Annotated in this window: 35 protein-coding genes; 28 read left to right on the plus strand and 7 right to left on the minus strand. The window is 68.3% G+C overall.

Annotation, left to right across the window (positions count from 1 at the left end; genetic code table 11):
* Window positions 1-24 precede the first annotated feature (24 nt).
* From AC0685_RS18975 to AC0685_RS19100, 26 genes are all read left to right on the plus strand, one after another.
* Window positions 25-693 (plus strand): hypothetical protein, encoded by a 669-nt coding sequence (locus AC0685_RS18975; RefSeq protein WP_478226717.1) that lies wholly within the window; start codon window positions 25-27, stop codon window positions 691-693.
* 34 nt (window positions 694-727) lie between these two features.
* Window positions 728-1,006, plus strand: a complete 279-nt coding sequence (locus tag AC0685_RS18980; RefSeq protein WP_478226718.1) for an HNH endonuclease — start codon at window positions 728-730, stop codon at window positions 1,004-1,006.
* 5 nt (window positions 1,007-1,011) lie between these two features.
* Window positions 1,012-1,440, plus strand: coding sequence for a hypothetical protein (locus tag AC0685_RS18985; protein ID WP_478226719.1), 429 nt, complete (start codon window positions 1,012-1,014; stop codon window positions 1,438-1,440).
* Window positions 1,437-1,787 carry a terminase small subunit gene (locus tag AC0685_RS18990; protein ID WP_478226720.1) on the plus strand — a complete coding sequence of 117 codons (351 nt, stop codon included), beginning with the start codon at window positions 1,437-1,439 and terminating at the stop codon, window positions 1,785-1,787. Before AC0685_RS18985 ends, AC0685_RS18990 begins: the two co-directional genes overlap by 4 nt.
* 130 nt (window positions 1,788-1,917) lie before the next feature.
* Window positions 1,918-3,303, plus strand: a complete 1,386-nt coding sequence (locus tag AC0685_RS18995) for a terminase (protein WP_478226721.1) — start codon at window positions 1,918-1,920, stop codon at window positions 3,301-3,303.
* A gap of 101 nt (window positions 3,304-3,404) precedes the next feature.
* Window positions 3,405-3,656 (plus strand): hypothetical protein, encoded by a 252-nt coding sequence (locus tag AC0685_RS19000; protein WP_478226722.1) that lies wholly within the window; start codon window positions 3,405-3,407, stop codon window positions 3,654-3,656.
* Complete coding sequence (locus AC0685_RS19005) at window positions 3,653-3,871, plus strand: hypothetical protein (protein ID WP_478226723.1); 219 nt, start codon at window positions 3,653-3,655, stop codon at window positions 3,869-3,871. The genes AC0685_RS19000 and AC0685_RS19005 overlap by 4 nt, the downstream gene beginning before the upstream one ends.
* On the plus strand, window positions 3,853-5,097 hold the full coding sequence (locus tag AC0685_RS19010; RefSeq protein WP_478226724.1) for a phage portal protein: 1,245 nt from the start codon (window positions 3,853-3,855) through the stop codon (window positions 5,095-5,097). Before AC0685_RS19005 ends, AC0685_RS19010 begins: the two co-directional genes overlap by 19 nt.
* Window positions 5,098-5,103: 6 nt before the next feature.
* The gene (locus AC0685_RS19015) at window positions 5,104-5,520 is read left to right on the plus strand and encodes a hypothetical protein (protein WP_478226725.1); all 417 of its coding nucleotides are present in this window, start codon (window positions 5,104-5,106) and stop codon (window positions 5,518-5,520) included.
* Entirely contained in the window at window positions 5,510-6,121 is a 612-nt protein-coding gene (locus AC0685_RS19020) for an HK97 family phage prohead protease (RefSeq protein ID WP_478226726.1), read from the plus strand. The genes AC0685_RS19015 and AC0685_RS19020 overlap by 11 nt, the downstream gene beginning before the upstream one ends.
* A gap of 180 nt (window positions 6,122-6,301) precedes the next feature.
* A complete protein-coding gene (locus AC0685_RS19025) occupies window positions 6,302-7,639 on the plus strand; it encodes a hypothetical protein (protein ID WP_478226727.1) in 1,338 nt (445 codons plus the stop codon).
* Window positions 7,640-7,642: 3 nt separating this feature from the next.
* Window positions 7,643-7,996 (plus strand): phage head-tail connector protein, encoded by a 354-nt coding sequence (locus AC0685_RS19030; protein WP_478226728.1) that lies wholly within the window; start codon window positions 7,643-7,645, stop codon window positions 7,994-7,996.
* A complete protein-coding gene (locus AC0685_RS19035; RefSeq protein WP_478226729.1) occupies window positions 7,993-8,352 on the plus strand; it encodes a hypothetical protein in 360 nt (119 codons plus the stop codon). The genes AC0685_RS19030 and AC0685_RS19035 overlap by 4 nt, the downstream gene beginning before the upstream one ends.
* Window positions 8,349-8,756 (plus strand): hypothetical protein, encoded by a 408-nt coding sequence (locus tag AC0685_RS19040; protein WP_478226730.1) that lies wholly within the window; start codon window positions 8,349-8,351, stop codon window positions 8,754-8,756. Before AC0685_RS19035 ends, AC0685_RS19040 begins: the two co-directional genes overlap by 4 nt.
* A 1-nt stretch (window position 8,757) precedes the next feature.
* A complete protein-coding gene (locus tag AC0685_RS19045) occupies window positions 8,758-9,111 on the plus strand; it encodes a hypothetical protein (protein WP_478226731.1) in 354 nt (117 codons plus the stop codon).
* Window positions 9,112-9,405 (plus strand): hypothetical protein, encoded by a 294-nt coding sequence (locus tag AC0685_RS19050; RefSeq protein WP_478226732.1) that lies wholly within the window; start codon window positions 9,112-9,114, stop codon window positions 9,403-9,405. It abuts the gene before it with no gap.
* Window positions 9,406-9,602: 197 nt separating this feature from the next.
* Window positions 9,603-10,103 (plus strand): hypothetical protein, encoded by a 501-nt coding sequence (locus AC0685_RS19055; protein WP_478226733.1) that lies wholly within the window; start codon window positions 9,603-9,605, stop codon window positions 10,101-10,103.
* Entirely contained in the window at window positions 10,103-12,502 is a 2,400-nt protein-coding gene (locus AC0685_RS19060; RefSeq protein ID WP_478226734.1) for a hypothetical protein, read from the plus strand. Before AC0685_RS19055 ends, AC0685_RS19060 begins: the two co-directional genes overlap by 1 nt.
* Window positions 12,499-13,911, plus strand: coding sequence for a hypothetical protein (locus AC0685_RS19065; protein ID WP_478226735.1), 1,413 nt, complete (start codon window positions 12,499-12,501; stop codon window positions 13,909-13,911). Before AC0685_RS19060 ends, AC0685_RS19065 begins: the two co-directional genes overlap by 4 nt.
* Before the next feature lie 20 nt (window positions 13,912-13,931).
* Window positions 13,932-15,050, plus strand: coding sequence for a DUF5047 domain-containing protein (locus tag AC0685_RS19070; RefSeq protein ID WP_478226736.1), 1,119 nt, complete (start codon window positions 13,932-13,934; stop codon window positions 15,048-15,050).
* Window positions 15,050-15,751 carry a hypothetical protein gene (locus tag AC0685_RS19075; protein WP_478226737.1) on the plus strand — a complete coding sequence of 234 codons (702 nt, stop codon included), beginning with the start codon at window positions 15,050-15,052 and terminating at the stop codon, window positions 15,749-15,751. Before AC0685_RS19070 ends, AC0685_RS19075 begins: the two co-directional genes overlap by 1 nt.
* Window positions 15,752-15,773: 22 nt before the next feature.
* Window positions 15,774-16,337: a hypothetical protein gene (locus AC0685_RS19080; protein ID WP_478226738.1), complete on the plus strand. Its 564-nt coding sequence runs from the start codon at window positions 15,774-15,776 to the stop codon at window positions 16,335-16,337.
* A gap of 36 nt (window positions 16,338-16,373) precedes the next feature.
* Window positions 16,374-16,643 carry a hypothetical protein gene (locus AC0685_RS19085; RefSeq protein ID WP_478226739.1) on the plus strand — a complete coding sequence of 90 codons (270 nt, stop codon included), beginning with the start codon at window positions 16,374-16,376 and terminating at the stop codon, window positions 16,641-16,643.
* A 69-nt stretch (window positions 16,644-16,712) separates the two neighbouring features.
* Complete coding sequence (locus AC0685_RS19090) at window positions 16,713-17,693, plus strand: glycoside hydrolase family 25 protein (RefSeq protein WP_478226740.1); 981 nt, start codon at window positions 16,713-16,715, stop codon at window positions 17,691-17,693.
* A 15-nt stretch (window positions 17,694-17,708) separates the two neighbouring features.
* Window positions 17,709-18,035: a hypothetical protein gene (locus tag AC0685_RS19095; protein WP_478226741.1), complete on the plus strand. Its 327-nt coding sequence runs from the start codon at window positions 17,709-17,711 to the stop codon at window positions 18,033-18,035.
* A 138-nt stretch (window positions 18,036-18,173) separates the two neighbouring features.
* On the plus strand, window positions 18,174-18,479 hold the full coding sequence (locus AC0685_RS19100) for a hypothetical protein (protein WP_478226742.1): 306 nt from the start codon (window positions 18,174-18,176) through the stop codon (window positions 18,477-18,479).
* A gap of 31 nt (window positions 18,480-18,510) precedes the next feature.
* Here the strand turns inward: AC0685_RS19100 and AC0685_RS19105 are convergent, their stop codons facing one another.
* The 4 genes from AC0685_RS19105 to AC0685_RS19120 form a co-directional block, all read right to left on the minus strand.
* Window positions 18,511-18,906, minus strand: coding sequence for a hypothetical protein (locus AC0685_RS19105; protein ID WP_478226743.1), 396 nt, complete (start codon window positions 18,904-18,906; stop codon window positions 18,511-18,513).
* 35 nt (window positions 18,907-18,941) lie between these two features.
* Complete coding sequence (locus tag AC0685_RS19110) at window positions 18,942-19,187, minus strand: hypothetical protein (RefSeq protein ID WP_478226744.1); 246 nt, start codon at window positions 19,185-19,187, stop codon at window positions 18,942-18,944.
* A complete protein-coding gene (locus tag AC0685_RS19115; protein WP_478226745.1) occupies window positions 19,184-19,738 on the minus strand; it encodes a hypothetical protein in 555 nt (184 codons plus the stop codon). The genes AC0685_RS19110 and AC0685_RS19115 overlap by 4 nt, the downstream gene beginning before the upstream one ends.
* Window positions 19,739-19,828: 90 nt before the next feature.
* Entirely contained in the window at window positions 19,829-20,002 is a 174-nt protein-coding gene (locus AC0685_RS19120; RefSeq protein WP_478226746.1) for a hypothetical protein, read from the minus strand.
* 101 nt (window positions 20,003-20,103) lie between these two features.
* Here AC0685_RS19120 and AC0685_RS19125 point away from each other — a divergent pair, with 101 nt between their 5' ends.
* Complete coding sequence (locus AC0685_RS19125; RefSeq protein ID WP_478226747.1) at window positions 20,104-20,298, plus strand: hypothetical protein; 195 nt, start codon at window positions 20,104-20,106, stop codon at window positions 20,296-20,298.
* 65 nt (window positions 20,299-20,363) lie between these two features.
* Here the strand turns inward: AC0685_RS19125 and AC0685_RS19130 are convergent, their stop codons facing one another.
* The 3 genes from AC0685_RS19130 to AC0685_RS19140 all read right to left on the minus strand — a co-directional run bounded on the left by AC0685_RS19130 (window position 20,364) and on the right by AC0685_RS19140 (window position 21,948).
* Window positions 20,364-20,606 (minus strand): hypothetical protein, encoded by a 243-nt coding sequence (locus AC0685_RS19130; protein ID WP_478226748.1) that lies wholly within the window; start codon window positions 20,604-20,606, stop codon window positions 20,364-20,366.
* An 804-nt stretch (window positions 20,607-21,410) separates the two neighbouring features.
* Window positions 21,411-21,659, minus strand: a complete 249-nt coding sequence (locus AC0685_RS19135; protein WP_478226749.1) for a hypothetical protein — start codon at window positions 21,657-21,659, stop codon at window positions 21,411-21,413.
* Window positions 21,646-21,948, minus strand: a complete 303-nt coding sequence (locus tag AC0685_RS19140) for a hypothetical protein (protein WP_478226750.1) — start codon at window positions 21,946-21,948, stop codon at window positions 21,646-21,648. Before AC0685_RS19140 ends, AC0685_RS19135 begins: the two co-directional genes overlap by 14 nt.
* A 264-nt stretch (window positions 21,949-22,212) precedes the next feature.
* Here AC0685_RS19140 and AC0685_RS19145 point away from each other — a divergent pair, with 264 nt between their 5' ends.
* Window positions 22,213-23,274 (plus strand): helix-turn-helix domain-containing protein, encoded by a 1,062-nt coding sequence (locus AC0685_RS19145; RefSeq protein WP_478226751.1) that lies wholly within the window; start codon window positions 22,213-22,215, stop codon window positions 23,272-23,274.
* Window positions 23,275-23,282: the final 8 nt, after the last annotated feature.

The following is a 23,282-nucleotide window of genomic DNA, read 5'->3' on the forward strand; positions in this document are numbered from 1 at the left end:
CACACCAACGACAGGAGAAGCGCCATGATGACGACGCCAGCACTGCCAGCGCCGGGGGAGTGCCACCCGGACTTCCGGGACCGGCGATGGCTGCACGACTGGATCGCAGGGAAGGGCGACGCCGCGATCGACCGAGTGCAGCTCCCCGAATGGGTAGGCGCACCACCGCACGGGCTCGGCGGGTTCGGCGACGGACGGTTGACCGTCCGCGTGCTGGTGAAGCGCAGAGCGTTCGGAATGGCGCCGTATGTCGGCCGCCCGTTCGTCTACGTCTGGCACGTCGCGACCGACGAACTCGGCCGCACGATCGCCAGCGACGCGGAGATCGCCTACACCGACCGCGCCCACCCCGGCGCCACGCCGATGCACGACGTGTTCGCCGACGTGCGCCCGCCGGCCGCCGACGTCGCCGAGCGGGAAGTGCCCGGCCCGACGCTCGTGTGCTTCGGTGTGCGGGATGCGCCCGGCCCGTCGCTCGTGTGCATCGGCGAAGTCGGGCCGGACGAGTACCACGACGCCGGGTGTCGAGAGGCCGTCGAGCGCAGGGCGCGTCATCGGCTCGGGGCGCCCGTCGAGCGCGAAGAGTGGCAAAGCAACGTGGGGGGCGAGTGGCTGACTGGCGCCCACGCTGGCGCACTCCGCTACCGGTTCGTCGTGGGGACGAGGCGTACTCGGGCCTCGGGCGGCGCGTAACCGTCTATGACGAATTGCCGGTTACGCTGATCGAGTGAGCGCGGGGTGGACGAATGGGAGCACCCGCCGGTGGCGCGGCATCCGGGCGTACGTGCTCGACCGCGACCGGTGGGTGTGCCAGCTGTGCCATGAGCGCATCGAGCGCCGATACCGGCACCCGCACCCGCGTAGCGCGCAAGTGCACCACCTCGACGGAAAGAAGCTCGGCGACAACCCCGAGCGCTGCGTGGCCGCCCACCGCTCGTGCAACCTCGCCGCGGGCGACCCGACGCAAGCACCCGACCCCGAACCCCGACCCCTGACGGACTGGTGAACCCGATGACCAAGCAAGTGCGAGTCGTGCAGACCGGCGGTACCTCGCGGGTGGAGGTCGACGGGGTGGACGTGACGCGGTCCCTGACCAGCTGGCAGGTAACCGTGAGGGAAGGCGTCGAGTCGCACGTGGAGTTGAGCGGGCCGGACTACTCGTACGTCGGACCGGCCGAAGTGACCATGACCTTCGAACAGCCAGCGAAGCCACCGAAGCCGACAGCCCCCGAGCTGATCGAGAGCGTGCCCACGATGGGCAAGGCCATCACCGTGCCGCGATCGATGGTCGAGCCGAGCCCGAATGACCCGCTGGCCATCGCGTCGCCCAATGCGATCATGACCGGCTGGCCGCCCCCGCGTTTTCTGAGTGACCTCGATGGCTCGGACACCCACGTCCCTGTGTCCTCTCTCTCCCCGGACTCCAAGGACCCGCGATGACGGCCCCGGACGGGTTCGACGAGGACGCCGACGCGGTCGAGCGGTCCGTGCTGACGGCCGTCGGGCAGACGCTCGACGCGCTCGACCTGGAGGACGAGGACGTCGGCGCGGCCACGCTCGCCCGGCGCCTGGCGGTCGCGCTCGACGCCGAGACCAGCGGCCGGACCGTGGCCGAGCTGTCGGGCCGGTTGCTGTCGGTGCTCGAAAGTCTCGGCGCGACCCCGGCGGCTCGAAAGTCGATCCTGCCGAAGGGAGGTAACGGTGACGGCGCCGACGAAAGCCCCAAGCGAGCCAAGCTCCGAGCACTCCGGGAACAGCACGACGCCCGAGATACTGGGACGGACTGAGCCGCGGCTGTTCACTCCGCCGCTTGTCGTCGGCGCTCCCGGCCCGTGCGGGTGCGGGTGTGCGCTGACACCGGAGACGTCCTACGGGTTCGCGGTCGACGACTTCGCGCGCGACATCCTCGAAAAGCCGTTGGACCCGTGGGAGCGCTGGCTAGTTATCCACGCCGGCGAATTGCTGCCGGACGGCACGCCGCGGTTCCGCAAGGTGCTGGTCATCGTCGCGCGCCAGAACGGCAAGACCCACGTTCTCGTCGTGTTGAGCCTGTATTGGCTGTTCGTCGCCCGCGTGCGGCTTGTGCTCGGCACCAGCACGAACCTGGACTACGCCAAGGAGTCGTGGGAAAAGGCCGTCGACCTGGTCGAGGAAATCGAAGAACTCGCCGAAGACGTCCCGGCCCGGACCGGCATCCGCCGCGCCAACGGAGAACAGACCCTCAAGACCCGGCACAAGTCGCGGTACAAGATCGCCGCCAGCAACCGCAAGGGCGGCCGGTCGCTGACCGTCCACAAGCTCATCCTTGACGAGCTGCGCGAGCACCAGTCGTGGGACGCGTGGAACGCCGCCTATAACGCCATGAATGCGGTCCCGGCGGGGCAGGCATGGGGGATCACCAACCAGGGCGACAAGAACTCGGTAGTGCTGATCTCGCTGCGCGGTGAGGCCGTCGAGACGGTCGACGGCGTCGAGGTGATCCGCGCGGACGGCGACCCGCAAATGGGGCTGTTCGAGTGGAGCGCCCCGCCCGGCTCGGCGGCCGACGACCCGCACGCGCTCGCGTGCGCGAACCCGAACCTTGGCCGCCGGATCGACCTCCGGTCTCTGCTGTCGGATGCCCGGCGCGCGAAGCGCAACGGCGGTGAGGAACTGGCGACCTTTGAGACCGAGATCCTGTGTATGCAGGTCGACAACCTTGACCCGGCATTGAACTACGCGAAGTGGTCCGCACCCGCGGCTGACGGCGGTTGCTTGGACCCCGGGGACATGTCCCGGCTCCGTGCGCGAACGGTGATGGTTCTCGACGTCTCGAAGGACAACCAGCACGCCACGCTCGTGGCCGCCGCGCAGCTCGACGACGGGCGCGTGCGCGTCGAGCCGGTCGACGCGTGGACGGACATGCGCAAGATGCGCCGCGAACTGCCGGCCAAAGTGGCGAAGGCCCGGAAGTTCGGATGGTTCCCCGACGGCCCGGCCGCCGCGTTCGCCGCGGATCTCGCCGACCGGAATCAGGCCAATTGGCCGCCCAAGGGCGTCGAGGTCGAGGCGATCACGTCCGACGTGCCCGCGGTCTGCATGGGGTTCGCCCAACAGGTCGAGGATGGCGAGATCGCCCAAAGCGATGACCCGCTGTTGAACACGCAGAACAAAGGCGCGGAGAAGCTGAAAAGCGGCGACCGATGGCGGTTCACCCGGCGCGGCGCCGGGCACTGCGATGCCACCTACGCCACCGCTGGCGCCGTGCATCTGGCCCGCACGTTGCCGGTCGAGGCGCCGCCGCCCCGCTCGGCCGTCTACTGAGCGGCCTGCCTGGTACGGCCGGAAAACCGTGCGACAATCGGCACTGAATCGAACACGTGTGCGTACACGAATGCAGTAGCCGAATCGAACGGAGGACGACCGTGCACCCCAGCATTGGCCGCATCGTGCACTACATGGCCCGCGGCTCGGCTGACGGCGAATTCCCGCCGGTGTGCCGCGCGGCCGTCATCACCGAAGTGGACGCCGTCGACCCCGAGCGAGTCGGCCTGTGCGTGCTTAACCCCGCCGGGCAGTTCTTCCGGCCGCTCGACGCTGGCGGGTGCGACCACGACGAGATCGACAAGCTCGGCGGCACGTGGCATTGGCCCGAGCGGGTCGAGGCGAACGCGTGAAGCGGGTCCGGGCGGCGCTCGGCAAAGTTCTCGAGTATTTCCGCCGCGCGGCCGCCCGCGGCCGGACTCGCGCGGCCGTCGCCGCGCAGCTCGCCGGGACCGGTGCGGCGCTCGGCGGACTCTCGATGCTCGTCGGTCTCGCGTGGACCCTGCTCGTGGGCGGGGTGGCGCTGCTCGCCGTCGGCACGCTCGCCGAGTGGAAGGGCGCTCGCTAATGGGACTCGGCAAGATGTTGCGTCCGCGCGGGTCGCAGGCGCAGCACAACCGGTACGCCGGTTCAGGGTTCGACCTCATCATCGACGGCACGCCGGGCGGTGTGTCCGGGCTGTCGCAAATTCAGGTCTACCGCGGGGCGATGTCGATACCCGGCGCGTGGCGCGCGGCCATCCTGATTTCCGATCTGCTCGGCGGCGTCCCGTGGGACGCGTTCGACGAGGATGCCGACGGCGAGATGGAGAAGGTGCGGCCGACGCCGCCGTTGCTGCGCAAACCGGCGCCGCCGGATAACCGCATGACGACGTTTTCCAGCTGGGCGCTGGATCTGGTGTGGCACGGAAACGCCGTCGGCGTCATCGCCGCGCGCGACGATCTCGGCTACCCGACGGCCGTCCTGCCCGTCCCGGCGCCGTGGGTGGGTGTGCGCCGGGTGTCCGGCATGGACTACTCGCCGCTTCCCGTCGGAGCGGTTGAGTACTGGATCGGCGGGCTTTCCTACAGCGAACACCAGATCATTCACATCAAAGGCCCGTGCGCGCCGGGTGCGCTGCGCGGGTTCGGGGTGCTCGAAGCGCACTTGAGCAAGACCCTGGGACTGGTCGCCGAGCAACAGAACCAGGCACAGGCGATCTCCCGGCACGGTGTGCCGACGGCCGTACTCAAGAGTGATAACCCCGACCTCACCGAACCCGAAGCCCAACAGCTCAAGGCCGGGTGGCTGCGCTCGCAGCGCGAGCGGACCGTGGCCGTGCTCAACTCGACGACGTCGTTTGAGGCGCTGGGCTGGGACCCGGAAAAGCTCCAATTGGTCGAGGCACGCAAATTCAGCCTGACCGAACTGGCCTTGATTTTCGGTCTGCCGCCGCGGTTCCTCGGCGCGTCGTCCGGCGACTCGAACACTTACGCCACAAGCGAAACCGAATCGATCGACCTACTCAAGTTCTCCTTAGGCGGGCATCTCGGCCGGTTCGAACAGACGTTGTCGGACTTCATGCCACCCGAGCGGAACGCGCGGGCCGATCTCGGCTCGCTGCTGAGGTCCGACACTCTCGCCCGCTACCAGGCGCACCAGATCGGCATTCACTCCGGATTCCTGCTCCCGTCCGAAGCGCGCACGATCGAGAAGCTTCCGCGCGTCGAGGGGATCGACGAGCGCCCCCGGCCTGCCGAAGCGCCGGCCGCGGCCCCCTTGCCCGGACAGGCAACACCCCGAGACAGGAGATAGAACGACATGAGCGCAACCCGCCGCAGTCCCCGCCAGCGTTCCGCACAGCCCGAGCAGCCGACCACCCCGGCCGCGCCCGAGGTCGTCGAGCAGCCGACCGCCCCGGCAGACGAGCAGACGGCCACGCCCGAAACGGCCGTGCCCGAGAACGCGCCGGGCGACGCCGAGCAGCCGCCCGCGGACCCGGCCGACCCCGAGCAGCCGCCCGCGACTTCGGCCGACCCCGAGCCCGCCGTGGACCAGGCGCCCGCGCCCGACCGTTCGCGGACCGCCGACGGCCGCCCGGCCTGCCGTGTCGGCCGGGACGTCGCCCCGGAACTCCCCGCCTGCTGGCGCCCGGAAGTCGCCGACGACCTCGGCATATGCGGCGCTCACTACTCGCTCCGTCCGGATCTTCGCAGGGAGGCACACCGTGGCCGGTGAAGTCGTGTTCCGGTCGTTCGCGCCGGATCTTGAGGTGCGCTCAGCCGCGCAAGGGGGCGACGGCCGCACCATCGTGGGCATCGCCGTTCCGTACGAGCGTCCACAAAGGATCGACCGGACGTTGGTCGAGGCGTTCGCCCGTGGCGCGTTCAATCACCAGTTGCGCGCCGGGCACCGTGTGCCGTTCACCCGTGAGCACATGCAGCTCGGCGGAACGCTCATCGGCCGCACGGTCGAGCTGCGCGACGACGCCGCGGGGCTGTACGGGGAATGGCGGGTGTCGAAGACTCCCGCCGGTGACGAGACGCTGGAACTTGTGCGGGACGGAGTCCTGCCGCACCTGTCGATCGGTTTCCGCGAGGACAAGAACAAGCGCGGTTCCGACGGCACGGTGATCCGGACTCGCGCGCACCTGACCGAGGTCGCCGTCACTCTCGAAGGCGCCTACGGCGACCACGCCGCGATCAGCGGTGTGCGCTCGGCCGACGAGGACCAGGACGAGGACGACGACACGCGGCCGCGGCTGCTGCATGTCCGGCGGATGCTGGCCACGTCGACCTCGCCGTATCTTCGGGCCGTCCTGGCGCGGAGTGCCGAGTAACCACCGTAGCTGTTTCATCGGGTACGCTACGCGGCAAGAGAACCGGCACCCCGCGCCCCGACTCGGTCGGGCAGGCGACACCCCGGATGGTTTCGACAACATCCGGGAGAGGCAGTGCCCCCGAAGAACCCTTACCTTGCTGCGCAGCAGAAGAAGCTTGCTGCGCTGGAAGAGTCCATTGTGGCCACGCAGACACGCGCGGCCAACGAGAACCGCGACCTCACCGACGACGAGGTGCGGTCGATCACCGACGAGGCTAAGCAGCTCGAAACCATCGGCGCGCAGGTCGAAACGCTTGTCGCGGTCGAGAAGCGCGCGGCCGCGATCCGCTCGGCCGCCGCATCGGTCGAAGCCGCGGCCGAAGGCGCGGGCGACAAGACGCCGGGCGGCGACCGGCTCGGCGACGACGTCGAGCAGCCCGCGGGTACGGGCAGCGATGCGGGCGAGAAGACCCGTTCGCGCGTCACCACCCGGGACCGCGACCCCGGCCACTACCGCCGCAAGGGCGGCGCGTTCTCGTTCTTCGGCGACCTGTACCGGTCGCAGCACGCCGACGACGACGCCGCGCGCGACCGGCTCACCGAGCACTCCCGTGCTCTGTCGACCGGGGCGAACGGGCCCGGTGTGGTCCCCCCGAACTGGATGACCGAGGAATTCGAGACCCTGGCCCGCCAGGGGCGCGCGCTGGCCAACGCCGTGCGGAACATCCCGCTCGGCGACGACCCGCGCCCGATCACCCTGCCGAAGCAGGTAGCTGGCACTGACGGCGTCGTGTCCGAGCAGGCGAACGAGAACGACCCGGTGAACGGCACGGACGCGTGGGACTCCGACGTCGACATGGCGACGCCGAAGCCGACTACGGGTAAGCAGATCGTGTCCCGGCAGATGCTCGACATGTCCAACCCCGCCATTGACCTGCTGATCTATGGCGACCTGATGGAGGTCTACAACACCAAGGTAGAAAACAAGGTCGGCGCGGTGTGCGTCGCCGCGGCCGGTGCCCCGATCACCGCGGCGACGTTCGCGACCGAAGCCGCGTGGACCGGCGTCGCCCCGGCGACCCCGGCACTCGACGCGACGATCGACCTTGCGATCGCCGTGCGAAACGCGCGCAAGAAGCCCGCCAGCATCCTGGTGTCGACCGTCACCAGGTACGGGAAGTTCCTCAAGTTGAAGGACACCACGGGCCGCCCGCTGATCCCGCAGGAAACCGCGGGAATCATGAACGTGGCCGGTGTCGGCGAAGTCGCGGTGGACGGCCGGATCGAGGGTTTGGGTGTGGTCGCCACCGACGGCATCGGCGACGGCGCGACCTACCCCGAGAAGTTCTTGGTCATGCGCCCGGCCGATGTGCTGCTGTTCGAAGGCAACATCGCCCGATTCCGGTTCGAGGAACAGGCCGGACCCGAGTCCATCGTGCTCGGCATCTGGGCCTACACCGCGGTCGTGGCGCGGCAGAAGGGCGCGGGCACGCAGTCGAAGTCCATCCGCGCCGGACAGGTCACGGCGGCGAGCTGACCCATGCTGTGGCCGATCACGCTGGACAAGCTCAAGGGGGACCTGAAAATCCCTCTCGACGACGAACGCGACGACGCCGAGTTGCAAGACCAGCTCGACGCCGCCGTGTACTTCATCCGGCGTGTACGGGCGGGCTCGTTCAACTTCGACGCCGATCCGATGTCGCCGTTGGACGAGCCCACCCCCGACCTGTGCTTGGGCGTGGTCCGGCTGGCCGGTCGGTGGTTCACCCGCCGCCGGTCACCGGATGCGCTCATCTCGATGGCGGACGCCGGGTCGGCCCGCGTCCCGTCGTTCGACCCGGACATCGACCGCCTGTTGGGCATCGGGAAATACCGAGGACCGGTGTACGCATGAGCATCGTCAACGACGCCGCGCAGCGTCTCGCCGCGGCGCTGCGAACCGTCGAGGGTGTGCGGCTGTACGACCTCGGCGGGAACATCGACCCGCCCGCGCTCGTGCTCGGAATGCCGCGGCTCGTCTTCGATGCCTACTGTCCCGGCCAAATCACCGGTGCCACGTTCCCGGTGTTCTTGGTCGTGGCTATGGACGAACGCGCGCAACTCCGGTTGTGGGAGCTGGCCGAGCCGGTCGCCGACGCGATCGAGTCCATTGTGGACGGGACCATCGGCGGCTGTGACCCGGGGCTGTATCAGGCCGGGCAAACCGAGTTGCCGTCGTACACCTTCACCGTAGAAATGAGCCTTTCATGAGCGTGCACAAGAAGCGCCTAAAGCTGATCACGCTGTCCATCGGCAGCAACTCGCTGGAGTGTCAGGTGAACAGCTGGAAACTGGACCCCGGCGTCAAGGACGGGGACCGGAAGTACACCTTCTGCCCTGACGGGGAATTCGTGGAGGAGACCGACGCCGAAGCGAGCTTGGAACTCAAGCTTTTCAGCGACTGGCGCTCGGCCGGGTTCTCGACGTTTCTGTGGAACAACCCCAACACCGAAGCCACCTTCACTCTCGACCACCACCCGGACGACCCGGACAGCCATGTCCGGTTCTCCGGGAAGGTGCTCATTCAGCCCGCGCCCGTGGGCGGCGACGCCCGGGAAACCGAGATGACCGAGGTCACCTTGCAGGCGTTCAACGTCGAATTCGAGGAGGTCTGACGTGGCGCGTCAATCCGTTACCACGCAACCGGTTCCGCTGTCCGGGCTCGCGCTGGCGCACACCGCGCCGAACGTCGACGGCGACATCGTCGATGTGGTCCGCGGCGGGTTCCTGTCGGTGATCAACGGCGGGGCCGGTCCGATCACGGTCACCGTGCAGACCCCCGGCCTGGTCGACGGCGACTTGGCGATCGCCGATCGCACGGTCACGGTGCCCGTGGGCACCACGCCGAAAGTGATTCCGCTGACCTCGGCCAAGTACAAGCAGCCCGTAGGCGACGCCAACGCCGGGCGTGCCCTGGTCGACTACTCCGCCATCACTTCTGTCACCCGAGCCGTAGGGAGCATCGCGTAAATGATCACGTTCGAGGTCAAGCCGGACAACGGAACCGCCTACGACGTCACCGCCACGCCGCGGGACGTCCTGCTGTGGGAACGGCAGGTGAGAGGCGCGAAGTTCTCCAACTTCGCGTCACCGTCCTATGAGGACATCTACGGCCTGGCGTTCTTCGCGTCGAAGCGGCAACGGCTGTTCGACGGCAACCGCGCGCTGTTCGAAGAGACGTGCGAGGTGCAGCCGATCGAGGACGCCGACGAGTACGAGCCGGACGAGGACGCCGAGCCGGGCCCTACGAGCGAGGATCGCTGACGCGAACGGTGCTCGAACTCGCGGTGGAAACCGGCACTTCCCCTACGTACTGGGAAAACCGGGATAGCCGCACGATTCTGACCGTGTTGGACATCCTCAAGCAGCGCAACAGCAGTAACGCCACCCCCGGCGCCAGGGGGCTCGCGGCCCGAGGCCCGATCTCCGGATAGCGGGATCCCCGAGAGGAGGCGGTGACCGTGGCGAGCAAGACCAGTCTTACGGTCAACCTCTCCATCGAAGGTGTACGCGAGACGCTGCGCGCGTTCTCGCAGATGCCGAAGGACGCCAGCGACGCGCTACGCGACGCGAGTTTGGCGCTGGCGCAAGAACTTGCCGCGGCCGCACGTGCCGACGGCATGGCCAACGGCGGACCGCAAGGGCGGTTGGTCGCGCAGACCGTGAAGGCTAAGCGCGACCGGGTGCCGGTGGTCGAGGCCGGCGGAACCCGCCGACTCGGCCGCCACCGCACCCCCGCCTATGGTCTGCTGTTCGGCTCCGTCTTCGGTATGACCCGCCGCTCCGGCTGGTACGCCTCCCCGCGCTACGGCACCGCGACCGGCCGCCAGTACCGGCCGCACGGCGGGCAGTCCGCGTACTGGTTCTTCCCCGTGATCGAGCAGAACACCGCCGAGATCTCGCGCCGCTGGAACGCCGCGGCCGACGACGTCGTGCGCCGCTTCTCCGAAGGCGGTGTGTGATGGCCGAGACCGGGCAGCGCACCGTACGGATCAAGTTCGACGGCTCCACCAAGGGACTGGCCACCGCCGTGGCCGCCGCCCGCCAGGAGCTACGCGCCGCGGCGAAGGCGGCCGCGGACGAACAGCGCCGGATCACCGCGGCGCAGCGCGAGGCGGCCGCGCAGGAGAAAGCCGCCATGCAGGCCGCGCAGAAGGCCGCGGCTGACCACCAAAAGGCGCTCGCCGACGCCGCCCGCAAGGCCGACGAGCAGGCCGAGCAGTTCGCGGAGAAGCGCCGTAAGCGGTTCGCCACCTGGCGCACACAGCTGGCGTCGATGGCGCGCAACGTCACCGCGTTTGCTGCGCGCTCGATGGCGAGTGTCGCCGCGCTGAACTCCGGGCTTGGAGTGATGGCCGGTCTGGTCGCGTGGGCCGGTGCCGCATCCGGCGCGCTCGGGCTCATCCCCGGCGCGCTCGCCGCCGGTGCCGCCGCAATGATCACGCTCAAGCTCGGCGCCGACGGCATGAAAAAGGCGTTCGAGGGCACCACCCCAACTCTCGACCGGCTCAAGGCCGCGGTGTCGGCGACGTTCCAACGGGAACTCGCCCCGGCAGTGCGCGATATCAACGCGCTTCTACCGCAGACCACCACGCACTTTCAGGGCATCGCGTCCGCGATCTCGACGACCATCACCCGCTTCACCGCGATGGCCCGGCAACGGGAGAACACCGTTGCCCTGAATTCCACTTTGGACTCTTCGGCCGGGATCATCCGCAACATCGGGCGCGCGCTGGCGCCGCTCGGCCGGGCGTTCCTCGACCTCGCACAGGTCGGCTCGAAAGTCCTGGAGAAGCTGACCGGCGGGGCAGAGGGCGCCGCGCAGCGGTTCGCCGACTTCATCCGCCAGGCCAAGGAATCCGGCAAGATCGAAGGGTGGATTCAGGGCGGGCTCGGCGCGTTCAAGGATCTGTGGGGACTGCTGAACGATCTTGCCGGGATCGTCCGGTCGGTGTTCGGGTCACTGCAAGAAGGTGGCGCCGGTGTCGCGCCGATGTTGTCCCCGGCCATCGACGCGGTGAAACGGTTTGTGCAGAGCCCGGAAGGCCAAGAGACCTTCCGCACCTTGGGCGAAGTGCTGTCCAAAGTGGGCGATGCCGTGTCGCGAATCCTCGGCCCCGCGCTCGAAGCCGTGCAACCGCTGATCGAACCGCTTGGCGATCTGCTCGTCACGATCGCCGACTCTGCCGCGCAAGCGCTGGCCCCTGCGCTCGAAACTCTCGGCCGGATTCTTGGGCCGCTGGTCCGTGCGCTGTCGCCTGTGGTCGAACAGCTAGTGAAGGGACTGGCGCCCATCCTGCCGGTCTTGATCCGCTCACTGGCCCCGCTCGCTGCTGTGCTGATCATGCTCGCGCCGGTAGTCATGCTGCTGAACATTCCGCTCCTGGGCGCGGTCACGCTTTTCACCGCGCTGGCGCAGCTCATGCAAGGCGACGTCGTCGGCGCCGGACAGACGATGTCCAACGGGCTCAAGGCATCCAGCGACGCCATGCGCACGATCACGCAAACGAACTGGTCCGGCATGGCCACCGATGTGATGACCGCGATGTCGTCCGCCGGATCGGCGGTGTCGACCGGAAGTGACGGCATGTCCGGCGACTGGGGCACCGGAATGCAGATGATGGGCGACAACACGTCCTCCGCGCTCAACGGCATCATCGGCCAATTCGGCGGCTCGATGCCTCACATTTCCGAGCTGGCCGGGCAAGGCGGGCTCACCGCGGCGAGCCGGTTCGGGATCGGCATGGACCAGATGAACGCCGGGGCGCAGACAGGCATTGGCGGCGTGGTGGCCAAAGTCGTTCAGCTACCTGGAATGGTGCTGCGCGGTCTGGGCAACATCGGCTCGATGTTGCTGCACAGCGGCATGGAACTCCTGGCCGGGTTCGGGCGCGGCATCGAGCAGATGGCCGGCCGGGTCATCGACAAGGTCCGAGGTTTCGTCGGCCGGATTCGGGGGCTGTTCCCGTTCTCCCCGGCCAAAGAAGGCCCGTTCTCCGGCCGCGGCTGGGTTCTCTACTCCGGCATGTCCATCGCCGAATCGCTCGGCGAAGGTGTATTGGCACGTACCGGCGCGGCCGTCGCCGCCGTGCGCGCGATGTCCGGCCGCATGGCGGCCGCGGTCCCGCCCGAGCTGCTGTCGCCGGTGTCCTCGGCGGCCGCGTCCGGCCCGCTCGTCGCCGGTGTCCGCACCGCGCGCACCGGCGGCTCGTCGACCACGACCGGCGCCGGTGAACCGCGGGTCATCGAGCTGACTTTGGACCTGGGCAAGGGAATCACGCAGCGCGTGCAAATCGAGATCGACGAGGCGGGACGCGCTACCGCGCGCGCAGCAGGGGCGGGCACAGGGGGGATGCGATGACCACCACGACGACGTATCTCGACGACCTGTCCCGCGTGCGCGTGAGCTTCACCGCGCTGCACCCGGACGCCGACTACGCGGTGGTCGAGCGCTCCACCGACGGCATCACCTGGACCACCGTCCGGGGCGGCGACAAGGTCGGCCTGAGCGGCGGCACAGGAAAGGTCGATGACTACGAATTCGCCGCCGGTGTGCCGAACACGTACCGCGTGACCGCGGTCAACGCCGCGACACCCGCGTGGATCGGTTCCGGCGGACCGGTCTCCGCGGTGAACGCCTCACTCACCCCGTTCACCAACGGCTCCACTGTGGCCGGTGACCTTCTGCTCATGCTGGCGACCATCCGCAACAGCGGCGCCGGTGCACCCGTGCAGCCCGCCGGATGGACAACCGTCGTAGACCTCGGGAACGTCAAGGTGTTCGCCCGCTACGCCGCCGCGGGCGGCTCGACCGGCCACACCGTGACGTTCTCCGGTGGGGTTGCCGGTTCCGACTGCACGGCGCAGCTGGCGACGTTCCGCAACACGTCGACATCCCCGACCGGGTCACCCGCGACTCTGGTCAACGCCGCGCAACAGAACCTCCCGTGGCCCGCGTACACGCCCGGCGCGGCGCCGTCGGTGCTCGTCGCTCTCGGCTGGAAACAGGCCGGATGGTCCAGCGCGCCAACGACCGGTGCGTGGACGGCCGAACTTGGGCAGGTGTCCGCGACCGCTGGCGACGACGCCGGACACGTCTGGTGGGTACAAGCCCGCACCGACACCAGTCAGAAACCCGCCGGGTGGTGGACCGTCACCGGCGGCGCCGCGGCGATCAGCAAGGCCGCGCTGCTCGCGTTCGGCCGGCGCCCGGATGTCGGCGTGGAGACGTCGACCATTACGCCGGTGCTCGATTCGACGTGGATCAAGAACGTTCGCCGCCCGAGCCTGAACCGCAAGATCACGGTCACCGACGTGTCGGACATCGAGCGCCCGTCACGGTCAGAGCTTGTGGACGTGGTAGGCCGCACCTATCCAATCGAGATCAGCGACGTGCGCGGGTCAAGGCGGCTCACGCTGCAAGTGTCCACAACGGACCTCTCTGCGGCGGACGACTTCGACAACGCCTTGAGCGTCGGTCACACCGTGTTCATTCAGGCGCCGTCGGCGTTGTGCGTCGTGCCGACGCTCTACGCCTCGATCGGCGACACCACACGGGCGCGTCCCCGCGGCTCGGTCCGCTCGAAGCGCAGGTACTTCGACCTGCCACTGACCGAAGTCGCCGCACCGGCAAGCACGGTGTATAGCGACACGTTCACCTACGCGGATGTCCTGGCGACCTACGCCACCATCGGCGCTGTGGTCGCCGCCAACGCGTCGTACTCGGCCCTGGTGGACAAGGTGTCCGACGCGGTGGTGATCGTCCCGTGAGGCCGGTTACCGACACGTTCTTGGCGTCGCTGCGTGGATCGCACACGATGGCGTCGCGCTGCACGCTCGTCGCTCCCGGCCAGACCGGAACGGCGCCGACCGGGATTCCGATTTCTGAAGTGGATCTCGCCGGTCGACTGCCGGTGGTGACCGGGAACGTGACCACCGACATGACCGCCGACGTACAGTCCACATTGGACTTGACAACGCGCTACCCGTGGCCTGGCAACCCGAGCGACCCGGGAACCCCGTACGGGCAGGAAATCTACGTCGAGCGCGGCGTGGAGTACGGCATTGGCACAAGGGAACTCGTCGGGCTCGGATACTTCCGCATCGACCGGGTCGAGCAACTGCGCGTCCCGGACGGCGCTATCCGGATCACCGCGTCCGACCGTATGGCGACGGTCCGCGACGCGCGCCCGATCGCACCCGTTCAGTTCTCGGCCACGGCGTCGGTTGGCTCGGTGATCGACTTCGTTGTGGGCGAAGCGGTGGCGAACTTGGTCACCGTGTACGACTTCGACGCGTACTCGATCATGCTCGGCACCGACCACGTGTTGGATGACGACCGGCTCGCGTTCGTGCAAGATCTTCTCGCCGCGCACGGAAAGTTCGGGTACTTCGACTACGCCGGGCGCTTTCAGGTGCGATCCGTCCCGGATCTGTCCGCTACCGAATCGGTCTGGGAAATCAACTCCGGCGCGCGTGGCGTGCTGGTCGAGATGAAGCGGACCATCTCCCGCGAAGCGGTCTACAACGTCGTCGTCGCGCGTGGTGAGCCCGCGGGCGACTTTCCGCCAGTGCAGGCGATCGCCGTAGACGACGACCCCGCCTCCCCTACCTACGTTGGCGGCGACTTCGGCATGGTGCCGACGTTCTACGCCAGTGCGTTCATGACCACCGTCGAGCAATGCAGCGCCGCCGCTCGCGCGAAGCTCTCGAAGGTCATCGGCCTGCCGTACGGGGTTTCTCTCGGCACCGTGCCCAACCCTGCTTTGGAGGGCTGGGACGTGGTGACAGTTTCCTACCCCGGCGGTGGAGAGGTTCACATCATCGACCGCATCAGCTACGGCCTGGCCCCCGGCGACTCGATGGGCATCGACACCCGAAAGCAGTACCTCACAGGGAAGGCAGGCTAATGGACCCCTTGCAACTCGCCGCCCTGCTCGCCGCGGCCAACAGCAAGCCAACCGGCGGCGCCGACCTCGCGCACTACCAAGGGGAAATCCTTTCGTGGGACGAATCGACCGGCGTGAACTCGGTGCGGATCAATAACACGCCGGTCTCAAACCTCCGGGTCATTCAGTCCGGCATCGGCATCACATACAGGCCGGGCGACGTGGTGATGGTCGAAAAGAGGATGAGTCAGTGGTACATCCTCGGCAAGGTCGCCGCCGCGGGTTCGAGTGCCGCGAATCAGCTGGGGGCCGCGGTGGTCAACGCACCACAGTCGACCTCAAGCCTGAACTTCGTTGATCTCGCGACACCTGGGCCGAGTCAGACCGTCTACATTGGATCGACTCGACGGGCGTTGGTCCTCGCGAACTCTGGTGTCACCGTGCAGGCCGCGGCGTCCGCCGTGTACGGCGGGGGCTGGTTCACCCTGGCAGTCACCGGCGCGAGCAATATCGGTCCGTCGGGCTCGGCGACCCCGTTCTATGCCGGGGGGTTCCTGGACTACGAACCGGACTTCGTCGGCAGTTTCACGCAAGTGTGGGTGGTGACCGCGGCTAACGGTCTCAATACCGGTCTGAACACGTTCACCCTCAAGTATCGGGCCGCCACCAGCAACGCATCCGCCATGTTCGACGGCCGAGCTATCGCCGTCATTCCGCTATGACACAAGGAAAGGGGACCCGTTCATGGGCGCCACAAGCCGCTACGGCTGGATCTACCCGGAGATCGGCGACCCGCCGAACACCGCCGCGCACCTGCGTGCCCTCGCGGAATCCGTCGAGGCCACCTTGGGAGTGCTCGACGACAAACTGACCGTGCTGTCCGGTGTCGCGCTCCGCCGGATTGCAGGCAACATCCGTACGGCGAACGTCGGTCCCGGGACGTTCACAACGGAGACATTCATTCAGACCGTCACGTTCTCCGCTCAAGCCGGACGACGCTACCGGATCACGATGGACTATCAGAACGTCGCGAGCGACACGAGTTACTTCACTATGCGGGGCCGGTGGGCCGCCGGTCCATCGGTCACCGCATCGGGGACGCAGTTCTACTACCGCGACACAAGCGCGGGTTCCCCGGGCAACTGGGAAGGACCGTTGATCGTAGAGGCGGAAGTCACCGGCCTTCCGGCCGGCCAGATCACCGCGGGCTACAGCGTGATCCGCACAGGCGGCACCGGAACCGCGGACTACCGAGCGGGCGCGGCACAACCCGCCTACGTCTGGGTCGACGACGTCGGCGCGGCCTGAACTCGATTGCCCTACCGCAAGAGAAGAGAACTCACGATGGCAGGTATCACCATCACCAACGAACAGATCTTCGACGAACTTCGCGCGCTCACGAACAACGTCACCACGCTTGTGACCAAATTGGACACACTCGTCAACGTCGGCAACGACCATGAACAGCGTATCCGCGAACTGGAAAAGGTCTCGGTCGCCGACCATGAATCCAGAATCCGCGGCCTGGAACGAAAAATCTGGGTCGCCGCTGGCGTAGCGGCGGCCGGTGGTGGCGGCGTCGTGCAGGCATTGCACGCAGTCCTCGGCGGCTGATCGTGCGCACCGCCACCCCGGCGCCCCGGACGCCACTCCATCGACAACCCCCGAAGGGACTTTCCGACTATGGCTCTCGGCATCGACGTCTACAGCCGCTTTCAGAGCGTCACCGACTGGCAGGCCGTCAAGCGGCACGGCGTGACGTTCGTCTACGTCAAGCTCACCGACGGCGCCGGACTTCCCAACGGCGGACGCAACACCGGCGACACGCTCGTGGCCGGTGCCCGCGCGGCCGGTATCCCTGTCGGTGGCTACCACTTCGTACAGGCGAGCCCGACGCCGGAGGCGCAAGCCGATCTCTTCGTCGCCGAGCTGCGACGGCTCGGCGCAACCGGATGCGCGCCCATGCTCGACCTCGAAGACAACCCGCCCGGCTCGAAGGCGCCGAACATCCCGGACGGCCGTAAGCGGGACTTCGGCATCAGGTTCTGCAAGCGGGTGGCCGCGCACGGCTACCGGCCCGGCGTCTACATGAACAACGCGCTCGCCAAGATGTTGCGCCCGGACGGGTGGGGGATTCCGGACCTGGTGATCTGGATTGCCCGCTACGGCCGTAAGCCCGACGCCGCGGCCGGACGCTACGACCTCCACCAGTACACCGACGCCGGGCACGTCCCCGGCATCCGAGCGTCGAGCGTCGACCTGAACGAGTCCTACACCGACGCCCACCTGACTGCCGGTGCCCGCCCCGGCGGGAACGGCGCAACGACCGACCACAACAAGATCGGAGTAGAGATCATGGAACGCAAGACCCTTCCCGCCAGCCTCTCGACCACGTCCGTGCGGCTGCTGCTGTCCGGCGCCCCCGGCGCGGCGATCGTCGTCCGCCCGCGAGTCGACGGCGACGGCGTCACCGATACGCCGGTCTGGCAGGGAAACATCTACGCGTGGGGATCGGACAAGACCGGCATCGGGTACAACCCGATGGCGGACAAGGGGTTCAACCCCAAGACGGTCTCGCACCGCCGCTACCCGTTACCGGGTGCCGTCTGGGCGGACTTCGAATACAGCTCGAAAGAGCCGTTCGAAATCGACATCGTCGGCTGAACGGGAGACCTCGACATGAACCCGAAACTCACGTCGTGGGTGCGCACCGTCGTGCCCGGCCTGTGGTCCGCGTTCGTCGCGTGGCTGGTGACGCTCGGCCTGCCGGACGTCATCACCACCGCGGCGGGCGGGCTCGGCGAAGCCGTCGTGTACCCGGCCGCGCTGGCGGCCGTCTACGCGGCGATCAGGTGGGCCGAGCCGCACTTGCCCGACTGGCTGACGCGCGTCTGGCTCGGCTCGGCCGCGCCGCCGTCCTACGGCGAACCGTCCTCGGCACCGCGGCGAGCCGAGCCGGAACCGCCGGCACCGGCGCCCCGCTGGCCGGTCGATCCGTACGAGTAGCCGCCGGACGCACAGCAGCCCCCGCCCTGGTCCACGGGCGGGGGCTGTCTGCGCTGGTTGCGGCCGTCGAACGCGTGTTCTAGCGTGTCGGTGCCGGTGGGGAAGACCGTCCGGCGCCGACATGCCAGGAGTACGACCATGCCCTTCGACAAGCGCGACAGCCGCGAGACCTTCGGCTACCCGGTCCGGGCCGTCCACGTCGGACCGGACGGCCGCGGCGACCGCGAGATCCGCGCATGGCGGAACCGTTTCGGCGCTGAGCAGTGGCTCACCGAGCACGACAGGCTCGGAGACTGGGAAATCTCGCGATGCCGAAACATCGCGTGGGGTGGCCCTTCCAGCTTTCAGCCGTGGCCAGACGGCCGGTCGCTCGACTGGCCGACCTACGACACCCCCGACGGCAACCCACACGTACCCGGAAACGGCGACGGGCCGGGTACCTGATCACCAGGTACCCGGCCCGTTGCCGGTTTGGTCAGGCGGTGCGGCGCACGCCCGCCGAGATGTCCCACTCGGGGCACACGACCTTCGGCCGCCAATACCCGCCCGCTCGGGTGCTGTGCGTTCGGGAGTACGTGAACGCCGTCTTGCCGCAGTCCGAGCACGCGTAGGCGCCAGCCGGGACACCGTTCCACACCTTCGCGGTATCGAGCTTCCCCCGATAGATGTCGTCGTCCCCGGCGGGCGGTGCGTGCTCGGCGTCGTAGCGCACAATCTCCGTTTCGGCCCCGGTGTGCGGGTCGACGTAGACCAGGACCGACCACGGGGACCGTCCTTCCCGGACGGTCTTCCGGGCGATCAGCAGCGCCGCGCTGTAGTCGACGCGCGACCGCTGATCGGGCCGCGTGCCGCCAGCGAGCTGAAAGCGCACGCGGTAATCGTGTGTCCTGCCCTTCTGAATCCCCATTACTGCCCCTCATCCGGTCGCGTAAAGTCGCGCATCTGGTCGTCGGTTAGCCCGTGCAACGCCGGGTCGTCACAGTCGTTGTGCTCGCGGAGCCACCGCACGCGGTCTTCCTCGGGCAGGAGCGCAAGCAACAGATTCAGCGGCTCGCACATGAGCTTCGGCGCGATCTCTTCGGCGAGATAGCCGCTTCCCCACGTCTCGCCGAAAGCGGCCACCTTGGCGGCGAGATCTCCCGGCGCGCTCACTGGCCGCGACCTTCGGCCTTGTCCCAAGTGGCACGCCACGCGGCGACCATCCGCGCGTACGCCGGTGCCTTCCGGTTCATCATCTCTTCGGCCACGGCCGAGCCGTGCAGCTCGGCGAGCAAACGGAACGCTCGCCCGCCCGTCGTCGAGCACGGCCGCGGCCGACCGGTCGTGATGCCCTGCCGCATGTGATTCAGGTTGTCGACGTACTCGGCGTAGCGCTCCATCGCGCGGCCGGTCAGCATCTCCGAAAGAACCTCGCGCCCGAGCACCACCCTGCGCGCATCGCCGAACGCCGCCGGGGCGTTGTGCACCAGCTGAAGCACCGCGGCGTCGTCGGCGTCCCGCAGCACGTGCGCCATGTACAGCGCCCACGCGCGGTACTCGGTATCGCCCATCGCATCGGCCAGCAGCGCCGAAACGATCTCCTTGTCGGTCAGGATGTCGTCCGGCGCGTCCATGTCCAACATGAGGTCGTCGACCCGCTGACGCAACTCGTCGTCGTTGAGCGATTCGGGGGCGGGGTAGTGGTCGCTGTAGAGGTCGTTCACGGCTGCTCCATCTCAAAAGGTGTGGGTACACCTTGGGGTAAAAAAAGGGGGGACCGGGCGCCCCCGGCCGGTGGGCCGGGGGCGGGGGCGCTAGTAGTCGGTGATCTCGGCTTCGCGCAGTGCGGTCAGCTGCTCCCGGGTGAGAACGATCCGTCCCGAGGTGAAGTCGCTGTGCGGGCTGGTGATCACGATTTCCACTCGGTCGTCCTCGCGCTTGCGGATCTCGACCGTCTCGTGCGGTTCGAGTTCGAATCCTGCGTGCATTCCCTGCCCCGTTCTCTTGGTGTGGGTACACCCTAACATTGGTGTGGGTACACCTGTCAACACATTGGGCGGTGTGGGTACACCGTGCTATGCTCCCGGACATGCCCAATCAGCCGGCACCTGGACAGGTCTCACCCAAAGTGCGGATGCCTCGCGAACTATGGGAAGCCGCCGGTCGGGTCGCGACGGCGCAAGGCACCGACCGCGGCACCGTCGTGCGGGACTTCCTCCGCTGGTACATCGGCGAGGGCGGCGCCCTGCTGCCCGTACCCGCCGAACGTCGGCCCGCCCCCTGATCGCCAGCTGAACAGCGAAAAGCCCCGGCGTCGAGATCGCCGGGGCCTTGCGCTGTCTCCGTAGCCTATGGCCTGGTCAGCTCGCGTCGACCAACGTCCGTGAGCACGTAGTACGGCAAACGGTCAGGAGAGGACTCGTCGAACCCGTCGGCGACCCACCCGCGGTTATGCAGCTTTTCCAGCAACACGGACAGCCGTTGACCGGTGAGGTTCGCCGCACGTCGGAGGTCCCCACTGTGGAAGCGGGCTTCGGGCTCCCCCGCGAGGAACACCGCCGTCAGCCTGCGCATTTCTCGGGCACTCCGCATGACTCGATTCTAGACCTCGTCGTCGTGTTCTGGCGGGTCCGGAGGCCAGCGGAACCGGGCCGATCGATATCCGGCACCCGGACGGGTCGGCCCGGTCGGCTGTTTCGGCGGATGACTTCCCGCGCTACCGAAGGCCGTGTTTCCGATCTGGCCTCCGACAAGGCAGCTACGCCGGTCGCGCCGTCGCTTCTTGGGCACGCTTTCTCCTAGTCCGGAGGCGGGAACTTCGGCGGTTTGGGCCGGTTCGGCGGACGGTTGTCCGCGGGCTGCGTGGGACGGTCCTTGCCCGGTCCCGGTTGCGAAGGGCTCGGCCCCGCCGGGTTGCGTGGCATCGGCTTACCCCTCGTCCTCGTCGGCAGAATCGTTCTTGGCCGGGTGGGGCGGCGTCGGGTCCGGCCCGTCGTCGGGGGCGTACTCGGTTTCGTAGGCGCCGAGGTCCATCCAAACTGGCGGCATGGCGTCAGTCCCTGCCCTTTCTGATAGTGGGTTGACGCCGGGGCCGGACCGGTCGCGGTGAGCGCCCCGGCCCCGGCTCCATCAGCGGGCGCGTTGCGCCGCCGATGGTTTGGTGGCCGGGGGCGGGGGATTCGACTACCCCGCCCCCGGCGCCCGCCGCGGGTCCATTTCCCAGACACGGCGGGTAGAACCGGGAGTCACCACGCCAGCGGTCCCGGTTGCCCGCCGTCCCGTTGCACCAGGACGGCGGGGGTTTGGAACCTGGTCGGCGCGCAGGGGAGGCCCCTCACGCCGACCAGGCCAGCCCGACGCCACGCGAAGGAAGAGGGGTGCGTGGCGCCGGGCGGACTAGGGTGGCGGATCCGCTGTCGCCGCTTCGATGCTGGCCGGTTCCGGGGATTCCTCCTGGCCGTCCAGCTCGCTAGCGCGCCGAGCGAGCGCGGCGCCGATCTTCACCAGGTCCCGGCCGAGCTTTCGAAGCCCGGCCGCGTAGTGCTCGTCCGACGGTTGCAGCGTCAGCAGCTGCAACGTCACCTCGCCGATATCGGTATTGACCCGCGCCAAACCGGCGAGGAGGTCGCGGTCACGCTTGTCCACTGCGCGTCCTTTCGTCGCGTGCTACCGCGTTCGCGTCGAGCAGCAGCCCCCCGCACCGAGTGCATCGAATGGCCGCCGACGGCGCGGCGATCCGGTCTTCACCGATGGCGGTCCGCTCATGCCCGAGCGGGTCTTGGCGCACTTCCTCGCACCACGCAAGCAGCATCGGAGGCCAGAAGAGATCCGGGGCAAGCTGCGCGCGGCGGTACAAGTGCGCTTCGGTACCGGCGAAGATGCGCCACTCGTACCCGGCCGCCGCCGACACCGACGCTTGCCGCGGCTGTGGCACGCACTGCCGGTGAGTTGCGCCGGAGCGCCCGCGGTGTTGTCGACTTCGCGGGACAGCTGTCCGCATGGCGTCACTCCCGTCTTGTTCTGGCTGGTTAGAGCCATCCCGAAACCCCGTGAAGTGACGCTACGATCACTAGTGATTACGTAGAACGGACCGCGAGTACGGGTGAGACCCGGCAGAAGACGTCCAGATTTGGGGGTGACCGTGAGCGGATCACCGGCAACACTGACCGGGGGTCAGGGTTCCCGTTCAACGGGCATCGTGACCGGCTACGTGCTCAAGCTCGCGCGCCAGTCCGCGGGGCTCACGCAAGAACGGCTCGCCGAACGACTCGCGGTAGACGCCAGCACGGTGCAAGCGTGGGAATCGGGGCGGCGACCGCTGTCCGCGATGCCCGCCGGGGAATTCGTCCGGCTGTGCTCCCGGCTCTCCCGGCTCGGCGCGCCGTCGTCGACCGGCCGATACCTCCGGACGGCGGTCGAAGCCGATCTAGTCCTCTCGACCGGGATTTCGGCCGGCGCCGATTGGGTCGATCCGGAGGCGCATCCGTTGGCGGCCAGCGTGCATCGCAAGATGCTGACGAACTTGATCACGTGGCCGGTGACCGGGCAGATGCCGCCAGAGTTGGAAGTCTTCACGTCGAAAGTGCCGCGTCGCGGGCCGGTTGCGTCCGGGCCGACGATAAGCGCGAGCGACCGGACCCGCTTCTTTGATCACCTCATGACTGTGGCGGAACGTGGCGTCAGAGAAGAGGACTCGCTACTGCGGCGGCAAGCGGTGTACCTGCTCGGCTTCGACCAGCGGGACCAGGTGGCCGAGTGGCTGCGTGGCGAATGGGCAAGCGCCGGTCGCCGCCCCATCGCCGACGGCGACGTTACGAGCCTGCTCGAAGCCCGCTCGGCGTCCGTCGCGCTCGCCAGCATCGGCGACGGTACTCACTTGCACGACTTCGTCTCGCACACCGATGGGACGCGCGCCGACCTGGCGAACCTCAACTACTGGGCGCACTGGATCGGCGAAACTCACGACGACCAGACCGACGACGCTTTTATGGCCGAGGACGACACCCGCGCGTGGTCCGGGGTTCGCCTGTTCCGCCACCTGGTGAGCCGTCTTGACCCGGCATCGCCGCATCTGCCGCTCAACCTGCACACCGTGCACGCGCTCGTCGCCAGCCGCCCCGCCCTGCTGACCGACCACTCAACGTCTCGTGACGTCCTGGCGGGAGCGCTCGACGTGGTCGCTTCCTCCGACGTGCTGACTCGTGACGGCCGTGACCAGGTGGCCGGGCTTCACTACGCTCTGCGTCTCGCCGACCGATAGGAGAACAA

Source organism: Amycolatopsis sp. NPDC043889 (assembly GCF_056435645.1).

Bases quoted from the DNA above. Each gene is read 5' to 3' on its own strand.
- AC0685_RS18975 (WP_478226717.1), top strand. From the start codon at position 25: ATGATGACGACGCCAGCACTGCCAGCGCCGGGGGAGTGCCACCCGGAC.
- AC0685_RS18985 (WP_478226719.1), top strand. From the start codon at position 1,012: ATGACCAAGCAAGTGCGAGTCGTGCAGACCGGCGGTACCTCGCGGGTG.
- AC0685_RS18990 (WP_478226720.1), top strand. From the start codon at position 1,437: ATGACGGCCCCGGACGGGTTCGACGAGGACGCCGACGCGGTCGAGCGG.
- AC0685_RS19015 (WP_478226725.1), top strand. From the start codon at position 5,104: ATGAGCGCAACCCGCCGCAGTCCCCGCCAGCGTTCCGCACAGCCCGAG.
- AC0685_RS19030 (WP_478226728.1), top strand. From the start codon at position 7,643: ATGCTGTGGCCGATCACGCTGGACAAGCTCAAGGGGGACCTGAAAATC.
- AC0685_RS19035 (WP_478226729.1), top strand. From the start codon at position 7,993: ATGAGCATCGTCAACGACGCCGCGCAGCGTCTCGCCGCGGCGCTGCGA.
- AC0685_RS19040 (WP_478226730.1), top strand. From the start codon at position 8,349: ATGAGCGTGCACAAGAAGCGCCTAAAGCTGATCACGCTGTCCATCGGC.
- AC0685_RS19050 (WP_478226732.1), top strand. From the start codon at position 9,112: ATGATCACGTTCGAGGTCAAGCCGGACAACGGAACCGCCTACGACGTC.
- AC0685_RS19060 (WP_478226734.1), top strand. From the start codon at position 10,103: ATGGCCGAGACCGGGCAGCGCACCGTACGGATCAAGTTCGACGGCTCC.
- AC0685_RS19065 (WP_478226735.1), top strand. From the start codon at position 12,499: ATGACCACCACGACGACGTATCTCGACGACCTGTCCCGCGTGCGCGTG.
- AC0685_RS19075 (WP_478226737.1), top strand. From the start codon at position 15,050: ATGGACCCCTTGCAACTCGCCGCCCTGCTCGCCGCGGCCAACAGCAAG.
- AC0685_RS19080 (WP_478226738.1), top strand. From the start codon at position 15,774: ATGGGCGCCACAAGCCGCTACGGCTGGATCTACCCGGAGATCGGCGAC.
- AC0685_RS19085 (WP_478226739.1), top strand. From the start codon at position 16,374: ATGGCAGGTATCACCATCACCAACGAACAGATCTTCGACGAACTTCGC.
- AC0685_RS19090 (WP_478226740.1), top strand. From the start codon at position 16,713: ATGGCTCTCGGCATCGACGTCTACAGCCGCTTTCAGAGCGTCACCGAC.
- AC0685_RS19095 (WP_478226741.1), top strand. From the start codon at position 17,709: ATGAACCCGAAACTCACGTCGTGGGTGCGCACCGTCGTGCCCGGCCTG.
- AC0685_RS19100 (WP_478226742.1), top strand. From the start codon at position 18,174: ATGCCCTTCGACAAGCGCGACAGCCGCGAGACCTTCGGCTACCCGGTC.
- AC0685_RS19120 (WP_478226746.1), bottom strand. From the start codon at position 20,002: ATGCACGCAGGATTCGAACTCGAACCGCACGAGACGGTCGAGATCCGC.
- AC0685_RS19125 (WP_478226747.1), top strand. From the start codon at position 20,104: ATGCCCAATCAGCCGGCACCTGGACAGGTCTCACCCAAAGTGCGGATG.
- AC0685_RS19130 (WP_478226748.1), bottom strand. From the start codon at position 20,606: ATGCGGAGTGCCCGAGAAATGCGCAGGCTGACGGCGGTGTTCCTCGCG.